At 30.8% G+C, this 20,417-nt stretch carries 20 protein-coding genes; 6 read left to right on the forward strand and 14 right to left on the reverse strand.

Features of this window, described 5'->3' with window-relative positions:
* Both KO464_06945 and KO464_06950 read left to right on the forward strand, forming a co-directional pair.
* Window positions 1–370: thermonuclease family protein (locus tag KO464_06945; protein ID MCC7573110.1), on the forward strand; the 370-nt coding region annotated here is incomplete at its 5' end.
* Between the two features lie 50 nt (window positions 371–420).
* Window positions 421–1,053 (forward strand): nitroreductase family protein, encoded by a 633-nt coding sequence (locus tag KO464_06950; protein MCC7573111.1) that lies wholly within the window; start codon window positions 421–423, stop codon window positions 1,051–1,053.
* Between the two features lie 5 nt (window positions 1,054–1,058).
* Here KO464_06950 and KO464_06955 read toward each other — a convergent pair whose 3' ends face one another.
* Both KO464_06955 and KO464_06960 read right to left on the reverse strand, forming a co-directional pair.
* Window positions 1,059–1,940, reverse strand: coding sequence for a methionyl-tRNA formyltransferase (locus KO464_06955; GenBank protein MCC7573112.1), 882 nt, complete (start codon window positions 1,938–1,940; stop codon window positions 1,059–1,061).
* 60 nt (window positions 1,941–2,000) lie between these two features.
* Window positions 2,001–2,669, reverse strand: a complete 669-nt coding sequence (locus KO464_06960) for a hypothetical protein (GenBank protein ID MCC7573113.1) — start codon at window positions 2,667–2,669, stop codon at window positions 2,001–2,003.
* Between the two features lie 129 nt (window positions 2,670–2,798).
* On the opposite strand from KO464_06960, the gene KO464_06965 reads away from it, so the two are divergent.
* The 4 genes from KO464_06965 to KO464_06980 all read left to right on the forward strand — a co-directional run bounded on the left by KO464_06965 (window position 2,799) and on the right by KO464_06980 (window position 8,139).
* Entirely contained in the window at window positions 2,799–3,263 is a 465-nt protein-coding gene (locus KO464_06965) for a hypothetical protein (GenBank protein ID MCC7573114.1), read from the forward strand.
* Window positions 3,264–3,346: 83 nt separating this feature from the next.
* Window positions 3,347–5,596, forward strand: a complete 2,250-nt coding sequence (locus tag KO464_06970; protein MCC7573115.1) for a hypothetical protein — start codon at window positions 3,347–3,349, stop codon at window positions 5,594–5,596.
* Window positions 5,597–5,656: 60 nt separating this feature from the next.
* Entirely contained in the window at window positions 5,657–6,682 is a 1,026-nt protein-coding gene (locus tag KO464_06975) for a HEAT repeat domain-containing protein (GenBank protein ID MCC7573116.1), read from the forward strand.
* A 2-nt stretch (window positions 6,683–6,684) separates the two neighbouring features.
* Entirely contained in the window at window positions 6,685–8,139 is a 1,455-nt protein-coding gene (locus KO464_06980) for a glycosyltransferase family 2 protein (GenBank protein ID MCC7573117.1), read from the forward strand.
* 120 nt (window positions 8,140–8,259) lie between these two features.
* On the opposite strand, the gene KO464_06985 is transcribed toward KO464_06980, so the two are convergent.
* The 12 genes from KO464_06985 to KO464_07040 all read right to left on the reverse strand — a co-directional run bounded on the left by KO464_06985 (window position 8,260) and on the right by KO464_07040 (window position 20,195).
* Complete coding sequence (locus tag KO464_06985) at window positions 8,260–9,315, reverse strand: hypothetical protein (GenBank protein MCC7573118.1); 1,056 nt, start codon at window positions 9,313–9,315, stop codon at window positions 8,260–8,262.
* 18 nt (window positions 9,316–9,333) lie between these two features.
* Window positions 9,334–9,495: a hypothetical protein gene (locus KO464_06990; protein MCC7573119.1), complete on the reverse strand. Its 162-nt coding sequence runs from the start codon at window positions 9,493–9,495 to the stop codon at window positions 9,334–9,336.
* 12 nt (window positions 9,496–9,507) lie between these two features.
* Entirely contained in the window at window positions 9,508–9,696 is a 189-nt protein-coding gene (locus KO464_06995; protein ID MCC7573120.1) for a 4Fe-4S binding protein, read from the reverse strand.
* Between the two features lie 136 nt (window positions 9,697–9,832).
* A complete protein-coding gene (locus tag KO464_07000; GenBank protein ID MCC7573121.1) occupies window positions 9,833–10,537 on the reverse strand; it encodes a methyltransferase domain-containing protein in 705 nt (234 codons plus the stop codon).
* A 4-nt stretch (window positions 10,538–10,541) separates the two neighbouring features.
* The gene (locus KO464_07005; protein ID MCC7573122.1) at window positions 10,542–11,114 is read right to left on the reverse strand and encodes a CDP-archaeol synthase; all 573 of its coding nucleotides are present in this window, start codon (window positions 11,112–11,114) and stop codon (window positions 10,542–10,544) included.
* 13 nt (window positions 11,115–11,127) lie between these two features.
* Window positions 11,128–11,733, reverse strand: a complete 606-nt coding sequence (locus KO464_07010; GenBank protein ID MCC7573123.1) for a CDP-alcohol phosphatidyltransferase family protein — start codon at window positions 11,731–11,733, stop codon at window positions 11,128–11,130.
* A gap of 59 nt (window positions 11,734–11,792) precedes the next feature.
* Window positions 11,793–12,494: a PAS domain S-box protein gene (locus tag KO464_07015; protein ID MCC7573124.1), complete on the reverse strand. Its 702-nt coding sequence runs from the start codon at window positions 12,492–12,494 to the stop codon at window positions 11,793–11,795.
* Window positions 12,446–13,732 (reverse strand): response regulator, encoded by a 1,287-nt coding sequence (locus tag KO464_07020; protein MCC7573125.1) that lies wholly within the window; start codon window positions 13,730–13,732, stop codon window positions 12,446–12,448. Before KO464_07020 ends, KO464_07015 begins: the two co-directional genes overlap by 49 nt.
* 1 nt (window position 13,733) lies before the next feature.
* Window positions 13,734–14,177, reverse strand: coding sequence for a response regulator (locus tag KO464_07025; GenBank protein ID MCC7573126.1), 444 nt, complete (start codon window positions 14,175–14,177; stop codon window positions 13,734–13,736).
* A 12-nt stretch (window positions 14,178–14,189) separates the two neighbouring features.
* Window positions 14,190–17,363: a PAS domain S-box protein gene (locus tag KO464_07030; protein MCC7573127.1), complete on the reverse strand. Its 3,174-nt coding sequence runs from the start codon at window positions 17,361–17,363 to the stop codon at window positions 14,190–14,192.
* A gap of 76 nt (window positions 17,364–17,439) precedes the next feature.
* Window positions 17,440–19,596: a PAS domain S-box protein gene (locus KO464_07035; GenBank protein MCC7573128.1), complete on the reverse strand. Its 2,157-nt coding sequence runs from the start codon at window positions 19,594–19,596 to the stop codon at window positions 17,440–17,442.
* 110 nt (window positions 19,597–19,706) lie between these two features.
* Window positions 19,707–20,195: a hypothetical protein gene (locus KO464_07040; GenBank protein ID MCC7573129.1), complete on the reverse strand. Its 489-nt coding sequence runs from the start codon at window positions 20,193–20,195 to the stop codon at window positions 19,707–19,709.
* Between the last annotated feature and the right edge of the window lie 222 nt (window positions 20,196–20,417).

Raw genomic sequence — 20,417 nt, forward strand, 5'->3', positions numbered from 1 at the left:
GATTAGACTTGTGGGGGTAGATACACCTGAACCTTATTCAAATAATAATGAAAGCAAATGGTACGGGCTTCCAAATACTCATCTAAAAAAATGGGGAATTAATGCAATGGATTATACCTATAAAAGATTATACAAAAATGAAGTGAATATTTCTTACGACTACATCCAAGGCCAAAAAGATGAATTCGGGAGAACTTTGGCCTATGTATATATAGATAATAAAAACTTTAATCTGGAATTAGTAGAAAAGGGATATGCTAGAGTTTACACAGAAAAAAAATCTGATCTTTATATTAAACTAATTGAGGCTCAGACTAAAGCCAGAATAAATAAATTAGGATTGTGGGATTACCCTAATCAAGATAATTAAAATAGAAAGAAATATATTAAAAAATATTAAAAATTTTATTAGGTGTTTGTATGGTAGTTGAAAAAAATAATATAATTAATCAATCAAAAGAGCTCCTTTCTTTCATGAAGAAAAGAAGAACAATAAGATTATTTGATAAAAAGCTGATACCCCTTGAAGCGATAGAAAACTGTATTGCTATTGCGAGCACAGCACCAAGTGGAGCAAACACGCAACCTTGGACTTTTGTAGTTGTTAAAGATCAAGAAACTAAGAAGAAAATTAGGATTGAAGCGGAAAAAGTAGAAGAAGAGTTCTATACTCATAAAATCTCTGATGAATGGAGAGAATGCTTAAAACCATTAAATCTTGACATAAGGAAACCGTTTCTTGAACAAGCCCCCTATTTGATATGTATATTCTCCCAGCTTTATGGATCGGATAAGGAAGGAAAAAAAATAAAGCACTATTATCCTCTTGAGTCAATTGGAATTGCAACAGGTTTTTTGATATCTGCACTGCATCAACTGGGAATTGCTACATTGACATATACCCCCGCGCCTATGGATTTCTTAAACAGAATATTGAATAGACCAGATAGCGAAAGACCTTTTCTCATTCTTGTTGTTGGGTATCCTAGCTCTGAGTACACCTTGCCCTCTATTTCAAAAAAAGAATTAAAAGATATAATGGTAACAGTTTAACAATGTTATTTTTTATGAGGATTCCAAAATTTTATTTTATAGTATATTTTACCATCTTTACAAGCAATGTATTTCCCATTTCGATCTTTGTAGATATTTCCTACTGATAGCCCATGTTCAGTTTTTTCCATTTTACCGACTTCAATTCTAGAAAATCTGAAAATTAATTTATTTTTTATTAGAAAAAATTTTAAATAATTTTCAGTGCCTCTAAAAAAGTGCCAGAGCCTTTCTATATCCCAATTCCAGTCAATTAGGGATAAATAATCATCTTTTTTTACCCTCTTAGCTCGGGGAGTTGGGGATTCGGATGGTTGTTTCTTTCTCTGAACTATATCAGATTCTATTAGATTAATTGATTCTAGTAATACTTTCGCACCTGCTGCTTCAAATTTTGCCCTTAAGTCGTAATATCGTTCACCTAGATCTACTTTTACCCCTTTTTGAAGTATTATGTCTCCAGTGTCTTCGCCTTTATCGATATAGTGGACTGTGACGCCTGCATCTCTATCAAATAAATAATATGTCCAGAAGATAGGAACTGCGCCCCTATATTTCGGCAGCAAAGCAGTGTGCAGATTAATAGTACCTAATTTTGGAAAAGAAAAAATTTCCTCTTTGAGTAAAAATGGCATAGAGTAAACAACGATTAAATCTGGATTTTTCTCCTTTGTCCAACTAAGAATTTCCTGTTTCTTATCTTTCATTAATAAATAAGGGATGTGATATTTTTTGGCCACAGATTTAACATTCTTAAATATTGATTTCTCAATTATAGCTGTAAGACTGTTATCCTCTCTTGGCTCGATTATTCCAACTATATTCTTTGATGTAATTAGTGTTGTTAGGACATCAGATTTTTTTTGTGTTATCAATAAGATCCTCAAGTTTTCCACCAAGTATATAGATGTTCCGCCATTTGTATCTATAAAAATTTATCTAAAGCATCAATCAACATACCCTGCCCTCATGTAGTATTGTGGGCTAAAATAAAATATGTAAAATGCATCGTAAGGTGGCCTCCAATAAGAAAGATCGTCTATTTGGATATAGCCACTATAATCTTTTTCTCCCTGCTTCTTGTACCCGTAATAAACTGCGGGATAATCAGAACACTTATCATCTCTACAAGTTAGAATAACGCCTATTTTATCTTTAGTATATAACAAGTAAATATTGCCAAATGCAACTACTTTGCTTGTATCTTTAGGATCATTAAAAATCCAACTTTCACTGGGCTGTATTTCTCTAATAACTAATTCAGATTTGCATCCACATTCTGTAGTACATTCTTCTACAAGTTGATCTTTAATACAAATTCCATTTACACACTTATATGACCATAAATCATCGTCTATACATTTGTAATTACAGGATATAGCTTTGCATAAATCCTCCTTGCACCCACAATATTCTGCACATTGATCAATCCTTTTGAAATCTTTACATTCTCCATTAACACAAACTTGGGACCAAAGTTCATTACCTATGCACTTATCGGGACAATTAATATTTTCACATGGATCAGTATAGATTGGTTGTTGCGACTTAGATGGAACCAAGCATCCAGGAGATAACAAAAAAATAAATATGAGGGAAAGAATTAGTATTTTCATAAATATTAATAGAATTTAAAATATAAAAAACTTTCTTATAAATTGTCTTTTGTTAACTAGCATTTAAAAGGATAAGAATCAATAAATAAAGGTGTAATACATTTAAAATGATATTCAAGAATATAATTTATGGACGAGTATGAAAAAAAATTAAATAGTTTTCTAAAAGAAAACGACAGCGATGCAGAAATACTGATTTTTGATAAATCGTGCCACTCTGTTGAAGAAGCCATCCAAACTGCTAAAGTTTCTCCGAATGATTTTATTAAAAGTATATGTATGATTGATACTAATGGAACTCTGATTGTTGCCATAGTCAAAGGTGAAAATCGAGCTAGTACTAGCAGAGTATCCAAATCTTTAACTATTGAAAGACCACGAATAGCCACCCCTGAAGAAATGCTTGATAGAACTGGATATCCCTGTGGAGGAACTCCTCCATTTGGCTATGATGCCACTTTTCTAATAGATCCAAAAGTAATGGAAAAAGAAGTTGTGTATGGTGGTGGAGGATCAGAATGTGCCCTTGTGAAAGTTAAAACTTTAGAATTAAGAAGATTAAATAACGGAAAAGTTATTAAAGTATCCAAATAATATAACTAATATCCCGTAATTATAATTTATTGCAATTAGGAATAAAAAGAAGTAATACTAAATATATATCCACAGGTGAATATTTGTTTAGATTGACATTTAAGAATATTATCAATTTTCTTTTTATCTGGTTACTTGTAGGATTTACTATTGGATTTGCCACATTAATGGGGCCTGTAGCTTTCATAAGATCTAGTAACTTGGATATATCTCTTGAAGGGATGTTAGTAAGATTAACAATATTGATTTTTATCTTTGTATCGTTTGCTTGCACAGTGATTCTGATGAATATTGTGGATAAAACAGCCAAAAAACATGTTCGATACGGGATTCCAGCTCTTTGGGCTATAGCAACTATCTCTGTTCTTTGGTTATCTTTAAATCCAACTTTATTCGGCGTTAGCCAGGAAATTTCTCCTACTTTGGACGAGACATCAACAATTAGATTTACTTTTGGAGAATACCCAAATCTAGAGAAATTACTTGAATTAAAAGATGACGGATATACATCCATTATATCATTATTACATCCGGCCGTTGTACCTTTTGAACCTAGATTAATAGATGAAGAAAAACAAAATGTTGAATATGCAGGTCTAGAGTTTATACATGTTCCCATGGTTCCTTGGGTAAGTGAAAATACACAAGCTGCACTCCAGCTTAAGGAATTGGCCATAAATGGAACTGGAAAATATTATGTCCACTGTTACTTAGGAAGAGATCGAATCAGACTCGCAAGAACAGTTATAGAAAATAATTTACCATTAGAACATTCTGAAAGTATAGTTGAAAAGAAAACAATCAGATTGAAAACTAGGTTTGAACGGGGAGAAATTATTGAACTAGATGAGGATTTATTCATTATTCCATACCCTACAGATGATGAATTTATTTATGTGGTAAGTGATGCAGAGTACGTTATATCATTGTTTGATTCCCTAAATTATGAAGATTCAGAAAGAATAAATGAGGAAAGAAATATACTTCAAACATATGATATTTCTTATGAGAATATCTCCGTTTCAAGGTCGCCTTTTGACTCTTATGCTGTGTATGGTGCAATTAAAAAAGCTAAGTTAGCACCGAAGCCCTTATTTATCCATGCTTTTTTTTCTAATAGTTCTGTTATTGATTCATTTATCCAATCATACCTATATGATAAACCATCCCTCCCATATAGATCATTTGCTGCACCAATGATGAATGGATACACCGAAGTTATTGCACCTGATGTTGTTATTGGTCCTGTGCCAGAAGGCAGGGAGTTCAGGATGTATCTATATGAGAACGGTATAAGACGAATACTATATTTGGGTAACGATCAGACCGAAGAAGCACAAATTCAAAGAAATCGTTCTATTTCAAATAGGATTCTCTGGTATAACTCAGAAGGGAACGTTTCTGCTATAAAGGCTATAGTTTCAAGACCCGGACCTTGGTACATATATGGCCCAAATTTGGATTTAATAAAACAAGAATTAAAAACTGAATTGGGACCTGCTCAGTTAGACATAACTTATAAATTTGAAGAAAAGCCGATAGAAATTCCAACAGAAGAAAATGTTTCGATTATTACACAGATTGAAAAAGAGAAATTCTCAATAAATTCTTTTATCCATAAAGCAACTCCATCTATCCAAGATGTTATTCTTTTTACACCGCCATTAGCACTATATGTTGGAATTTTAATGAAAATTGTAGGGTATATCCATGTAAAAAAGAAAATAAGAACGCCTTACACAAGAAAAATATTCCACTTTAGTACATTCATATCGGCAGCTATTATCCAATTAATTGGTGGACTGCCATTTGTGATACTATACGGAATTGTTAATTCATTTTTTATTTTTTATGTAATTTATCGAAATGAAAAAATATCATTTTATCAAGCTATTGCTAGATCAACTGACGGGGCTCACAAAAGCAAATTCATATTGATACCTTTAATAATGACCGCTTTTGGGGGATTAATAGGAAATATTCTATTTGATACACTTGCAGTAATAGGTTATTTAATCGTCGGTGTCGGTGATGCCATAGGTGAACCTGTGGGAACTAAATGGGGCAGGCACAGGTATAAAGTTCCTTCTCTATTTGGCGTACCTGTAACAAGAAGCATTGAAGGTTCAATCTCTGTTGCAATTACCAGCATAGCCTTTGCAACTATAGGCCTTTATGCTTTAGGCGTACCTTTTTCAAATGCAGTTATTTTAGGATTTGTCTGTGGGATTGTTGCTGCTTTGACTGAAGCTGTAAGCAATCATGGATTGGATAATCTTAGTGTTCAATTGGTACCAGTAGCCGTGATTTATCTATTAATGAATATTTTGTAGGAGGCATATATTATTTCATTTGGGGATATAACAAAAGCATATATACAGCTGAACATATGGTTGACCCCATTTGTAAAAATAATTTTAATTGCTTTAATAATATTGTTAGCATTATTGTTAATCTTTTATATATTTACTATTATAATCCACCGAAATCATGATAAAACAGGAAATAAGAAATCGATAGAATACAATTTTATTTTAACAAAAATTATTCGCCGGGAAATTAATCCAAATTCCATAAATGTGCCAAAAAAAGATAAAAAATATTTGAGAGATTTATTGATCCTTAAACTAAATTTTTCATCTAATGAAGAAAAAGAATTTATCAGAAATTTATACAAGACATGGGGATTAGAAAAAAATGATATAAAACAGTTGAAAAGTCGTAGATGGTGGAAAAAAGTTGAAGCCCTTAACAGATTAGAAAAAATGAATATAGTTGAAGCAGAATCACTAGCTTTAAAATTAATGGATAGTAAAAAAGTGGAAGTTAGATATGCAGCACTTAAGATGTTAGTTGGAATTAAATCCGAAAAGATATATCCTTTTTTGTATACAATGTTTTCTACAAGTTCTAGGTGGGCATATAGATATCTCGTCAACGTATTATCTGCTGCGAATATACCTCCAGTATATCTAAAACTTTTGGCAATTTCAAAGAAAAGAGACTTTAGAAAAGCTGCTGCAATATTACTTGGAACTAAAGGAAATGAATATGCCATACCTTTACTAGAAAAACTTGCAAATGACCCAATAAAAGATGTAAGAAGAGAATCTATAAAATCTCTAGGAGAAATTAATACAAAGAAAAGTTTAGCAATTATGGAAAAACATTTTGAAGATCCAAATTATCAAATAAGAGCAGCTCTGGCAAAAGCTTTGTCTGAATATAACAATGATATTTCATTTAAACTGTTAGAAAAACTTGCAGATGATGAGGTATTCGAAGTAAGACTAGAAGCATTTTATTCTCTTAACAAATTAGGGTTTTCTGGAAAAAATATTATCGAGAAATACTCTCACAAATATCCGGAGTTAGTTATGGAATTTCTGAAAAAAGAAAATCAGGGAGCTAGGGGATAATTATGGATAATTTATTTGTAACATTTATTATTGCTTATAATCTTATGATATTGGCCTATTTTTTAATCTTGAATTCTTTTTACTTAGTGCTTTTAGTGTTAGCCTCACGAAAATTGTGGTACCACAAGAGAAAATTCCAAACTGAACGTTGGCACAGTAAATTCCTACCATTTATAGTAAAGTTAGATGAAGAAAATAAATCAAAATCCTTACCTTCTATAGCTTTTATTATGCCCTCATACAATGAGGAGAATACGATACTTGAATCTGTTGATGCTATATCAAAAATAGATTATCCCCATATTGAGATTATTGTTGTTAACGATGGCTCCAAAGATGATACTTTAGGATTATTGAAAAGTTCATATAACTTATTCAAAGATTCCAGAGCTGTAAAAGAGAAGCTTCAAACTAAAGAAGTTACAAATATATTCAAATCTGCAATAGACGAAAGATTATTAGTAATAGATAAAGAAAACGGTGGAAAAGCTGATGCCTTAAATGCTGGACTTAATTATACCAGAAGCAGATTATTTTTAGCCGTTGACGCCGACTCAATAGTTGATCCCCAAGCTATAGATAAAATGGTTCAATCTTATCTTGAACGAGATTCAAAAGTTATCGGGATTGGAGGCATAGTAAGAGTTGCGAATGGATCTAGAATTGAAAATGGAAAAGTATTGGAAGCAAGATTGCCCACAGAAATACTTCCGGGATTTCAAATTGTAGAGTACATAAGAGCTTTTCTTTGTGGCAGGGCGGGATTCAGCAAACTTAAAAATCTTCTCATCATTTCAGGAGCATTTGGACTATTTGAAGTAAAAACAGTGGTAAATATTGGAGGATACAAAACAAATATGCTTGGAGAAGACATGGAACTTGTTGTAAGACTACACAAACATATGAGAACAATAAAAAAAGAATACGATATTATTTTTGCGCCAGAGCCTGTGTGTTGGACTCAAGTGCCAGAAAAATATTCAACTTTACAAACACAAAGAATACGATGGCATCAAGGATTAATTCAAACACTCCTTATACACTGGAAAATGATATTCAATCCGAAATATGGGACTGTTGGAATGATAGGGATGCCTTATTTTTTTATTTTTGAATTCTTAGGCCCAATAATTGAAATAACTGGATATATTGCATTTATTGGAGGGTATATTTTAGGATTATTAAACCTAACTTTCGCAGTATTATTCTTTTCACTAGCCATAGTATTTGGGGTTATTATCTCTCTGTTCTCATTATTGATAGAAGAATTTACTACAAGAAGATACAATAGAACTTTAGATGTGTCTAAACTATTAATAATAGCCATTCTAGAAAATTTTGGATACAGACAACTCACTGCATTGTGGAGAGTTAAAGCTACAATTTTACTTCTTTTTAGAAGAAAAAGTTGGGGGGAACTGGAAAAGCGTTCATTCAAATCCATTGAGAATAATTAAAATATATACACTATAGCGTATAAGTTTCTTTGGTAATTTAATAAGACTAAAAAAATAGCTGCATTACCTGTTATGCTCTTTTACGTATAGTCTATTCTAATTTTGTCGATTAACTTATGATTATTCAAATCTAAAAGATTTTATAATTATCTCAGCCTCTTCTCGATCAAAAGGAGGGTCTCCCTTTTTATCTTCGTTTGAATCATATAACCAGAGATTAATATGCACTTTTGTTTCTGTTGTGGGTACAGGGATGTTTTTTCCAAAGAATTTCTTGTCGGCGATAATAAATCTTCTATCGTTAGTTGCCTCATTGTGCCCATGTAAACTCTTAAACTCAATAGAGTTTTTCTTCCAGTCAAAATAATGTACTGAGTAATTCCCATTTAAAATCATTTTATATCGGTGGATGGTTTGCTTTTTTACTGGATGAATTACAAACTGAGAATTTCTAGCAAGAAGATTTGGTAAGTTTGATCCCCACTTACTAAATTCAATATCAATTTCTACATTTTTATCTAAAACTTGGGGGTTATAATAGTAAGTAAAAAGACCTAAAACAATATTTCTATCAAAAAGATCAGGTCTGCCATCGAGATAAAAAATATATTTCCCGTAACCAAAAGAATCCTCCGAATACACCTCAGAACAATACCATCGTCCTTCACTTTCCACAATCTTTAGGTGTAATCCCTTTTCATCAACCCAAACATTTTCATCACTTTCTGACCAATAGTTGTAGCTTGGACCCTTTCTTTCATCGGCACTCTTAATATACCAAGAATATCCTGAAAAATAGAGTTTACTAAAAGAAGATATTTTTTCATAGTCTTTATCATAAATAATTGAAGTTATTTTAAAATCAGAAGTTGTAACTAAACAAGTAAATTTGTATTCGTATATGGAGTTATCTTTTATTTCTTTGATTGTTCGAGATTCAATTAGATCGTTATTCGAGTAGCACTCCAAATTTAGATTGTTATATTTAGTTCCCACATTATTAATTTTTATGATAAATTCAACGCTTTCGCCTTTTTTTGGATTTTTAGGATACCAAGTTATATCTGCTATTTGAATATTAGGTTTTTCATTCTGAGCATGAACTAACGAGATAGAGAACAAACTAGGAAAAGATATTAAAAAAATAATAAAAAATATTTGAACTATTTGATTCATAATTAATCCTTAGTATATTTATTTTTCCTCTTCTAAAGTGTATTCAATGTTTTTAATTCTTTTCCCACATCTAGGGCATTTGTATGTAACAGCGGCTAAAGAACAACAAATTCTTTCTATTTTCTCTGTTTCTATTTCAGTATCACATTCACAAAATTTATTATTAATAAAAGAAATCATTAAATCAATATCCTAATCTATTTCTACTAAGCTCATGGCTTCTTGAGGGCACTTCCTTACACACCCTCCGAGGCCATCACATAATTCTTCATCAAGCACAGCCTTTCCTTTTTCAATTGAAACAATTTTTAGGGGGCATATAATAGAGCATACCCCACATCCATTACATTTTTCTTCATCAACTCTAACTATTCTTCTCATATCACAACCTTATAAAAAATACTAAGATTATATTTTAAAAGATTAATGATTATATAATTCTCAAAATAATTGTCTTTGTATTTTAGTTATTAATATATAATATAATCTTGTATTGGAATTATAAGTTGTCATATCTCTAGTTCTTTATACACAAATATGAAGCAAAAAAATCATTTTTATATTCTTTAAATTCAATAGTAAATCCCGCATGTTCAATGATTTTCTTCATTATCCAATCTGTGGTAGAAAATTCTTTACTAATATGATTTATCATGTTCTTTTTCATCCTATCATCATTTGTTTGATTAATCCAGTATTCAACTGCCTTTTCAAAATTTTTAATATCAAATGAAAAAACAACGTCATGAAGGTAAAATTTGCCTTTTTCTTTAAGCATAGAATTAATATTTTTTAGAGCCATTAGCTTCCAGAAATCTGGAAGATGGTGTAAAGCTATGCTTGAAACTACCAAATCTAATGGTTTCCCTTCATGTTGGTATGATAAGAATCCTGCGTTGACAAAAGAAATGTTGGTAATTCCCTTATTTGTGGCCTTATTTTTTGCATACTCGAGCATATTTTTAGATACATCCAATGCGATGACATTGTTGCATCTTTTTGCTGCTTCAATGCAGAATTCACCGGTTCCACATCCGATTTCTAAAAGGGCATCTCGTTTTTTAAGGTCAATTGCATTTATAATATTTTCAATTTCTTTTTTTATATTCCTTAATTTACCCATTCTTTCATCATATATCCTAATTTCTTCGAGATCGTTATAATCTGTTCCAAGGGATTTGAATTCATTAAAATAATAATTAGCCTTATACTCTTTTTTCATGGTATTACCATTTCGCATCGTGTATTTTAAAATGATAGCCTATTCGATCAAGGGATATCTTCAATATTGGGATTAATACAAATATTCCTAGTATTATATCTAAAGATGGCAAATAAAGGGATGAACATAAAAATAATGCACCACCTAAAAAATCTACTTGATCTAGGGGTTTCCAAGATTCGCCGGGTTTTTTGCCAATTCTTCTCTTTATAATGCTTTTTATAAAATCGCCAAACATTGCACCACTTCCCATTAATACTCCCCATAAGAGCCAGTTAATTCTTGAGTAATCTATTAGAGAAATACTATGTATAGATGGTTCAAAATAAACTATTTTTTGGATAAGAACTACGACTGTTGAAAGAGAAATTGCTGCAAATAATCCACGGTATGTTTTATTTTTTCCTGCAATAGGTGTATTTCTAAAATTTCTATCAAAGTCTATGGGTGTAGAAAATCTATCTTTGAATAATCTTTTTGCAAATACTGGCGCCATGTTGCCCACATAAGCCGGTAAAATAAACCATATGCATGAGAGGGCATATGAGGAAATATTTTCGAGATATATTTGAATCATTAGACCTCTTTTCCTAAAAAGGTAATTTGTAGATATAACTAAGTGGGTTGTATTTTGGATTTATTATAGATTTCATTTCGGTATCTACTTCTTTGTATTTTAAGTATATGGCAGATTGTTCAATTAATGTAATAGCCCCTAAGGAAAGAATCAGGTACAAAAATGGCCTATAGCTATTAACGAAAAACATTACAGGGAGAAATAAATAATAAGCCCTAGCAAAAGTCTTTCCCGAATATAAGTGTAGTCTTGGCTTTCCTTTTTGTAATCCATAGAAAAGTATTCTCTCAATGGCATATATGGTTAAAAAAACTACAAATACAACTAAGTTATTAAGCATTATTTCAGGTTTTAATAAATACATAAATGCGAGCCCTGATAAGAGTAGTAATTCATCAGCTAGATTATCAAGAAATGAACCAAGCTCTGAAGTCAGATTAAATCTTCTTGCTATTGGCCCATCTATATAATCTGAAATTGCACATATATAAAAAAATATTGTAAATAAAAATAATTCTTTCGTGAATGCAAAGTAAAGTAAAAATGGAGCTAACACAAATCTTATTGAAGTAATCATATTAGGTATGGATTTAAATTCGTTGATAAAAGAAGTTGGCATAGGCAATAATCTAGAATTCAAGTTAAAAGATTAACTAAAATAAATTATAAATTAAGAGGCTATCTGTTCTTTTTCAAGAATTTCCTAGTTTCTTCTGTATCGATCCATCCTTCGTCGAGTTGTTTTATTATTTCTTCTATTCTGTCAACTTGCCTTTGCACTCTAACTTTTGTTTCTTCATCAGTTACTTTAACTTGTACAAATCCACTTAAAATTGCCAAAGGGTTTCTAATATGATCAACTAAATGGGCAAAATATTCAACATTCTTCTCCATTTGTTTGTCTGCTCTAATTTTATCAGTAATATTTGTACCAACTGAAAGAATTCCCGTTATATTCTTATTTTCATCTATTATCGGTTTATTGGTCCAATATACCCATATTCTTTCGCCATTTTTCTTGACATTTTCATTCAAGTTTACACCATATTTATTAACATCTTTTACAATATCTGTAGCTAGTGATTCCAAAACTTTACCTGTAGAGTCTACTTTGGGCAGTATTGTTTCATTCCAAGTTTTTCCTATTAATTCTTCTTCTTCGTATCCAAATAATTTTAGCCCAAATTCGTTCATTGAAAGAATTTTTCCTTCTTTGTCAAATTTAGCTATTATACTGTTCGCATTTTCTACAAGTTCTCTATATTTTTCTTCACTTTTTCTTAGTTTTTCATCTGACTTCTTTCTTTCAGTGATATCTACAATAACACCGATTATATATTGGAAACTCCCCTTTTCATCCCTAATTGAACTTGCAGACACTTCGCCCCAAAAAACCGTTCCATCCTTTTTTTATACTTTTTTTCCAAAGAGTATAATTCTAAATTATTCTTAACAAGATTATCCAAGTTCTTGAGAGTTATTTCATAATAATCTTCAAAAGTAACATCTAGAATACTTTTACCAATTAGTTCATTAGTTTCATAACCAAACATTTCTGCTAATCTGTCATTTAATTGTATAAATTTAAGATCACGATCCAAAACATCTATTCCAACTGCGGCGTTATTAAATATTGATTTCAATCTATTTTCACTTCCAATTAACGCTTTTTCAATTTCTTTTCGTTTAGTCTCTCTTTCAATTGACTCAATTGCAAAAGAAATATCATCAGCTAGTTCTTCAAGAAGTTTTATTTCTCCTTCATTAAAAAAATCAATTTCATTTGAATGTAAGAAGTATGCCCCAATTGACTTTCCCTTAGTTACAAGAGGAACAATCGCCATAGAAGTTAAACCTGTTTTATCTAAATATTCCTTCCATTTATCCAATTCAGAATATTTTTGAATATCATTAAAAACTTTAGTTTCCCCACTTTTTAGTGTATTAAAGGTAAAGCTCTTTGACCATTTATTATCTCCAGAAGTCGCTTTATTAAATAAAAATTCAAACTCTTCTAATCCAGCAAAAGCAACTGGTTTTAAGGAATCTTCGTCTTCGGTCAATAAACCAATCCATGCTAAAACAAATTGCCCTTTATCAACAGCTATTTTACAGGCTTTTTCAAATATTTCATGTTTATTTTGTGCCCTTACTATCATTTGATTTATATCACTTAAAACAGAGTATATTCGATTGAGTCTTATTACTTCCTTCTGTGCCATTCTTTCATTAGCACGAATATTACACTCTTTTATTTCCCGCTCGATTGCTGGAACTAATCTTGAAAGATTATCTTTCATGAGGTAATCATTTGCACCTTTTCTCATTGCTTCAACGGCCAATTGCTCCCCTATTGTTCCTGAAACTAAAATAAAAGGTATGTCTATACCAAATTCGTTTAAAATTTCTAAAGCTTTGATTCCAGAAAATCCAGGCATTTTATAATCAGATATTATAACGTCCCATTGTTTATTTGTTAAAGCTTCTACCATTTGTTTTGCAGTATCGATTCTTTCATAATTAACATTAAAATCACCTTTTTTGATTAGTCTTACTAGTAACTCCGCATCATCTTCTGAATCTTCCACTATTAGTACTCTTAAAGGTGACTTTTTCATATCATTTACCCCTTGGTGGCCCTTCGTTTAATACTAACCAATATAGACCAAGCTGTTTGACTGCTTCCATAAACTGATTAAAATCAACAGGTTTTCTTACATAACTGTTTGCACCAAGTTTATAGCCATTGCTTAAATCCTGTTCTTCTTTTGAGGATGTCAGTATCACTACAGGAGTTAATGAAGTTTTCTTATTTTCACGAATTTTTTTAAGCACTTCTAATCCGCCTAGCTTTGGAAGTTTTAAATCTAGAAGAACTAATTCAGGGTAGTCTTCAACAGTTAGGTTAGAATATCTCCCTTTTTGGAACAGATAATCTAAAGCCTCTTCTCCATCTTTTACTACATCTATATTATTAAGGATATTATTTTTTTTAAATGCCCTAATCGTAAGTTCGATATCGTCTTGATTGTCCTCCACCAATAATATTGTTTTTTTATTCATAAAATCCTCCAATCAAATTGTAAAATAAAAAGTTGCACCTTCCCCGACTTTTCCTTCTGCCCATATTTTTCCTCCATGCATATTAATGATTCTATTAACATTTGCAAGTCCTACTCCTGTTCCAGCGAAATCGTCATCGGAATGGAGCCTGTGAAAAGGAGTAAATAGTTTATCTGCATATTCCATATCAAAGCCTACTCCATTGTCTTTTATGAAATATATATTTTTTCCTTCTTTTACCATGGCCCCGAATTCTACGATTGCATTTTCTTTTTTAGAAGTAAATTTCCACGCATTATTCAAAAGATTCTCTAACATTATCCTCAATAAACCAGAATCACCATTAACTATTGCATCTTTTGCAATTGTAATTTTAACTTCCCTTTTGGAATCAGATTTTTTTAATTCTGATAGGATTTCTTCTGCCATCATGCTCAGATTAACTTTTTCATATTTCATTGTAGACCTTGAAATTCTAGATAATTTTAACATATCGTCTATTAGGTTTCCCATCTTAATTGTGGCATTACGAATTCTTTTGAGGTAGTGCTTTCCTTCTTCGCCTAATTCATTCCCGTATTCTTCAACTAAAGCTTGGCCAAATCCATCAATAGCCCTTAAAGGTGCCCTTAAATCATGTGAAACAGAGTATGAAAAAGCCTCTAACTCTTTGTTTATGATTTCAAGTCTAGCTGTTCTTTCTTCAACTAAATCTTCCAATTGATTTTGGTATTTTAGTATCTCTGCTTCAGATTTCTTTCGTTCAGTAATATCTTCAAAAGTAGTATATACTAGATATGGTTTTTTAGAATTATTTTTGAATAATGGAACTGCATTTATATTGATCCATCTATACTCTCCATAATTTGGATTAAAGACTCCCATTAATACATTACTAACAATTTTTCCAGTTTTTAAAGAAATCATTGAAGGGTGAGTATCACCAGGAAAATCTGTTCCGTCTTCTTGTATAGCTCTCCACCTTGGGTCAATTGAAGTTCTACCCTTCATTTGGCCGATAGTTAGGCCAAGAATCTTTTCAGAAGAAGAATTGGCCGATATTATATTTCCTTCAGAATCTTGGTACACTACTCCTTGGATCATTGTTTCAAATAGTGAGCGATGTTTCTCTTCACTTTCCCTTAAGGCGATTTCAGCTTTTCTTTCCTGAGTTATGTCTTTACCATAAATATTGATATATAATTCATTAGGAAACGGCACAAAAGTCAATGAAAATATCCTACCATATACAATAATGTCTTTCTGTAGTTGTTTTTTAGATAATAAGACTTCACCAATGAAATTAATAATTTCATTTGGTAATTTATTTCCTATATTGATTTTCCAAAAAGACAATAATTCAGAACTTGGGTTATTTGCATATAGTAATTCACCATCTAATGAAACTCTAAGAATTGGATTTGGGTTTTCAGAGGGAAATTTAGCTAATTTGATGATTTGTTGTTCCAGCTTTTTCTTGTCAGTTATGTCCATTAAAGTTGTTATGAATCCTTTTGAATAATCTGTAGGATCTAAAGGGCTTATGCTGGTAGAACAATTGATTAGAGTATCATCTTTTCTTTTGAGTGTCGATTCAACGTCTGCAAACTTGAATTCATAAGTTGAGGGGTATAATAGTTTGCCAACTCTTTCATATTCCTCGTCGGTATCATATATCATCCTAGTATTTTGCCCAATAAGTTCTTCGTGAGTATACCCCAATATATCAGTCATTTTGTTATTTAACCATTGAAATGTTCGATCTTTTAATAGACATATTCCAATAGGGGCTGTATCAAATAATGCCCTTAATGTTCTTTCACTTTTTAATAATTCTTCCTCATATACTTTTCTTTCAACTATTTCGCCAATCAATTTTGCAGAAGTTTGTAATCGTCTTTTTGCAATGTCAATTATAAATTTGGGCCTAGTTTCATATTTGTTAGCTTCTTTCTTCAATTCTTCAATTCTTAAATGATATAGATTTGATATTTCAGATAATTTATCTAAATCTTTAGGAGGGTCACTATATCCAAAATTAATTGAGCCTATTATTTGATTCTTGGCAAATATAGGAACTGAATATAATCTTATGCCGCCAGAACATTCAATATCAACTGGTTTTCCAGTTTCAATAGAAACTTTAGAAGCATTATTCCAGCAAGATTCATGGCAATGCCATCTGCCACCTGCTAATGCTTCCCTATTATCTTCAGTTTCACACAATTCCCTTGAAGTCTTATCAAGTAGTTTGCACCATCCAGAACTGAATATACCAAATGCGTAATCGCCATTCTTTTCATATATTGCTGAAGAGGTATCAAGCAAATCAAGGTAATCCCCAGCAATAGAAGAAAGTGTATCTTTACCAACAGAGTCTAAAATTAATCTATTGGAGTTTAGCTCAGTTAAATCACCATAAGGCTGCACCTCATCTTCTCTTATTCTTCCTGGTTTTATTCCTTTGGTCAACAACCATTCTATTTTTTTAAGAGATTCTTCAGCCTTTTTCCGTTTTGTTATATCTTCAAATACAGTTACAAATTTATTTTTTTCAGGAGAAAATACGGATATACTAAAACTTTTCTGCATCGGCCCATAATCTATTTCAAATTTAGTTGGGGTTCCAGTATTGGCAACTTTATAATATATATCAATATATGGCGCCTTATCAGTCCCATAAATTTCAGTAGCCTTTTTACCAATAATTTTTTCTCTTTCTAATCCAGTTATTCTTTCAAATGAAGGATTCACATCCAAAACAAGATAGTCTATTGTATTGTTTTCATTATCAAAAATTATTTGATGTAATGCCATACCCTCGTTCATTAATAGATAAAGAGATCTATATTTACCTTCAGTTATATCTCTATTAGATGCTCTTCTCCCAATTAGATTACTTTGTTCATCATAAACCGGTTGACATTTGTGCTCGATCCATTTCTCTTTGCCATCATTAGAAATAATACGAAAATCTAATGAATACGACGTATTCGATTTAAAAGCTTCTTTAAGGTGTTTAGAAACCTCTGGCCTATCTTCTTTTAATACAATCTTTTCTAATAATTTATTATCCTCAATAAATAATTTAGGAGAAAATCCAGTTATCCTTTCACACGATGGCGAAACATATAATATATTTCCGTTATTATCGACTAAATATTCCCAATCATAGGTAGTATCCACTATCGATTTATAGAACTTAATCTCTTTTTTTAGTTCATGTATTTCTTCAAATAATTCTTTAGTAGTGTCTTTATTCTTAATTTACATCCCCTCTTCTAAATCTCAGGATAAAAACGGCCCCTTTCGGCATATTCTCTTGAACTTCTATACTTCCCCCATATCTTTCAAGTGTTTTTTTCACAATATATAGGCCCAGTCCAGTTCCTTTGTTTTTACCATATGCAAATCCTTCCTCAAATAATTTACGCTTTATTTCTAAAGGAATACCAACTCCATAGTCAATGAATTTAACTTCACAATAGTCTTTGATTTTTCTTATTTTAATATCAATCCTGTTAGAATTTCCGTGTATTAAGGCATTTCTTATTATATTGTCAAATACAGAGCTTAATGCATCGTCTGCCAAAACGACACAATCCCCATAAATTTTAATTTTAATATCAGAATAATTTTTAGAAATCTCATTTAACATAGATTTCACATCGTAACTTTTTAATTTAAATCCTTTTGAAACTAAGGATTCAAGTTCTTTCATTCTATTGATTAACTTCGCACTTTTTTGGACATATTCAAAAGCCTTGTTTATTTTATCTTTTTCTTCTCCATTTATCATCTCGATATTGGCACTTATTACCATTAGATTGTTTAGGGTGTCATGTCTTAGAATTTTATTTAGTAATCTCAATGTATCATTTAATTCAATGATTTTATTTTCGGCCAATTTTTTTTCAGTTATATCAATTCCAAATTCCATTACAATGTTTTTACCATCTAAATCTGTGAAGGGGTAGTCATAAATATCATATATTTTCCCATCTTTTTGTTTTCTTTCACATTTTTCTGATATCCCTGTTTTAAATATTCTAATAACTGGGCAACAATTACATGGCTCTTCAGAACAATCTTTAAATCCATGAAAAATTTCGTAGCATTTTTTCCCTTCAATTTTTCCAAATCGCTTTTTTAAAAAATTATTAGCAAATACTATTGATAAATCGGGGGAATATACACATACATAACCCGGAAGTTCATTCAATAACGAATATAGATTATCTTTTTCTTTTTCCAGAGCTTCATTAATTCTCTTTCTTTCAGATATATCTCTAAAAATAGAAACTGCGCCAGTTATTATTTGGTTTTTATTTATAAATTGAGTTGCAACTTCAAAGTATACTTTGTCACCATTCTTGTTTTTCAAAGCTATCTCAGTTTTTTCGGATTCTTTGCCACTACTAAGAGTTTTAATAAAAAGTTTAATTAGACTAGGTAACTGTTCAATATCTATTAACTTCAAATCCCTAAAGTTTTTCCCAACAATTTCTCTTCTTTCATATCCAAGAATATCCTTAACTTTAGAATTAGCGTCGAGTATAATCCCATTAGTATCTACATACGTTATTATGTCTGCCGTAGCTTCAAAAATTGATCTAAATTTTTCTTCATTTTCCAAAATTATTTCGTTAGCCTTTTTTCTTTCAGTAACATCTCTTACTATTGCTTGTAAATATTTTCCATCGTATAAGTTGAGTACATTAAGGCTTACTTCTGTATCAATAAAATTGCCATCTGACTTTATATGTCTCCATTCAAAAAATTGTGGAATCCCTTTTAGCGCAACTTCAATTTTCTCTTTCGCTTTTGTTTTAGATTTCTGGCCGTCTGGTTGGATTGGTGGAGAAATATCATAAGGTGTTTTTCCAATTATTTCTTCTTTCTTATATCCTAAAATAGTAAGTGTTTTGGAATTGCAATCAACGAAAACTCCATTCTTAATAAGAAAAATAGAATCGCTTGCATTTTCAAAAAGCGTTCTATATTTCTCTTCACTCTCCTTTAATTTATCTTCTATTTTTTTCCTTTCTGATATATTTCTAATAAATCCATAGAATATTTTATTATCGTTATTCTCTTTTGTTATCTTGGTATTAAATTCACAGTCAATAATTTTCCCATCTTTCTTTTTTAATTTTACGGGGTAATCTTTTAAAAATCCTTGTTTTTCTAGAATATTAATTATATTTGGCCTATCCTTTGGGTTGGCATATAGTTTAACTATATTCATGCCAATCATTTCATTTCTAGAATATCCAAATAAATCTAATGTTGAATTGTTAACAAAAAATATTGTCCCATCTTTTGTATTAATGCATATTGCCTCATTAATATTCTCAAAAATAGAAAAGTATTCCTTGAAATTAATCTTATCTATGGGAATATGAAATTTATCTTCCATAAAATCATTAAGGCCATATAATTAATAATCAAATGACTTAATACTCTTCAATTTAAGTATATATTAAGTTATCCCTAAATATTGAATAATTCGCAAAAAAGACATAGATATTAATCTTTAAATTTTTCAAATATGATTGTACAAGGATTTTCTAATATAAATTCAAAATCGTATTTATATTTTAGCGAATCGCCTTCGTTATTAAAATCCATTGCACCCAAAAGAGTGATTGCCCTTAGGCAAGCTAGCTCCTTCTTTTCATAATTCAATCTTCCACAATGTTCTTTATATGGGCATCTTATTGCACTAAATACAAATTTATTATCGTCTCCACACATGTCAAAGTCTTCTTCATCCATGAAATTAGATTTTACAAGAGCCTCGATGAACATCTTTGAAGTATTATAGGGGCTTAACCCTTTTTGGAACTCAATTCCTAGATCTTTCCAAGATTCGATAAAAGGTCTAATCGCTATTGCTCCCCATTTCCTATAGAAAAGTTTAGGTTTATCAAAAAATAAGTTAGCAGTGTCTTCTACCCCATAGAGCCATGCATTCATAATTACTCCGACATATTTTAATCGTTTTTCAGTTTCCATTTTGATCCCCAAAAAAATATGGATACTTTGTTAAAATATAAATGATATTTAAATGTTAGCATGTTGGCAAGATAAATTTTATTAATTATTACAAATTTATAAGCACTATGGAAAAAATCGATTTTAAAAAAACTTTGAAAAATCTTTATTTACCAAATCAAAAAAACTTTTCGATTGTTAATATACCAAAAATGAATTTTTTGGCAGTTGCTGGAAAAGGGA

The sequence above is a fragment of the Methanofastidiosum sp. genome (genome assembly GCA_020854815.1).
GTDB lineage: Archaea > Methanobacteriota_B > Thermococci > Methanofastidiosales > Methanofastidiosaceae > Methanofastidiosum.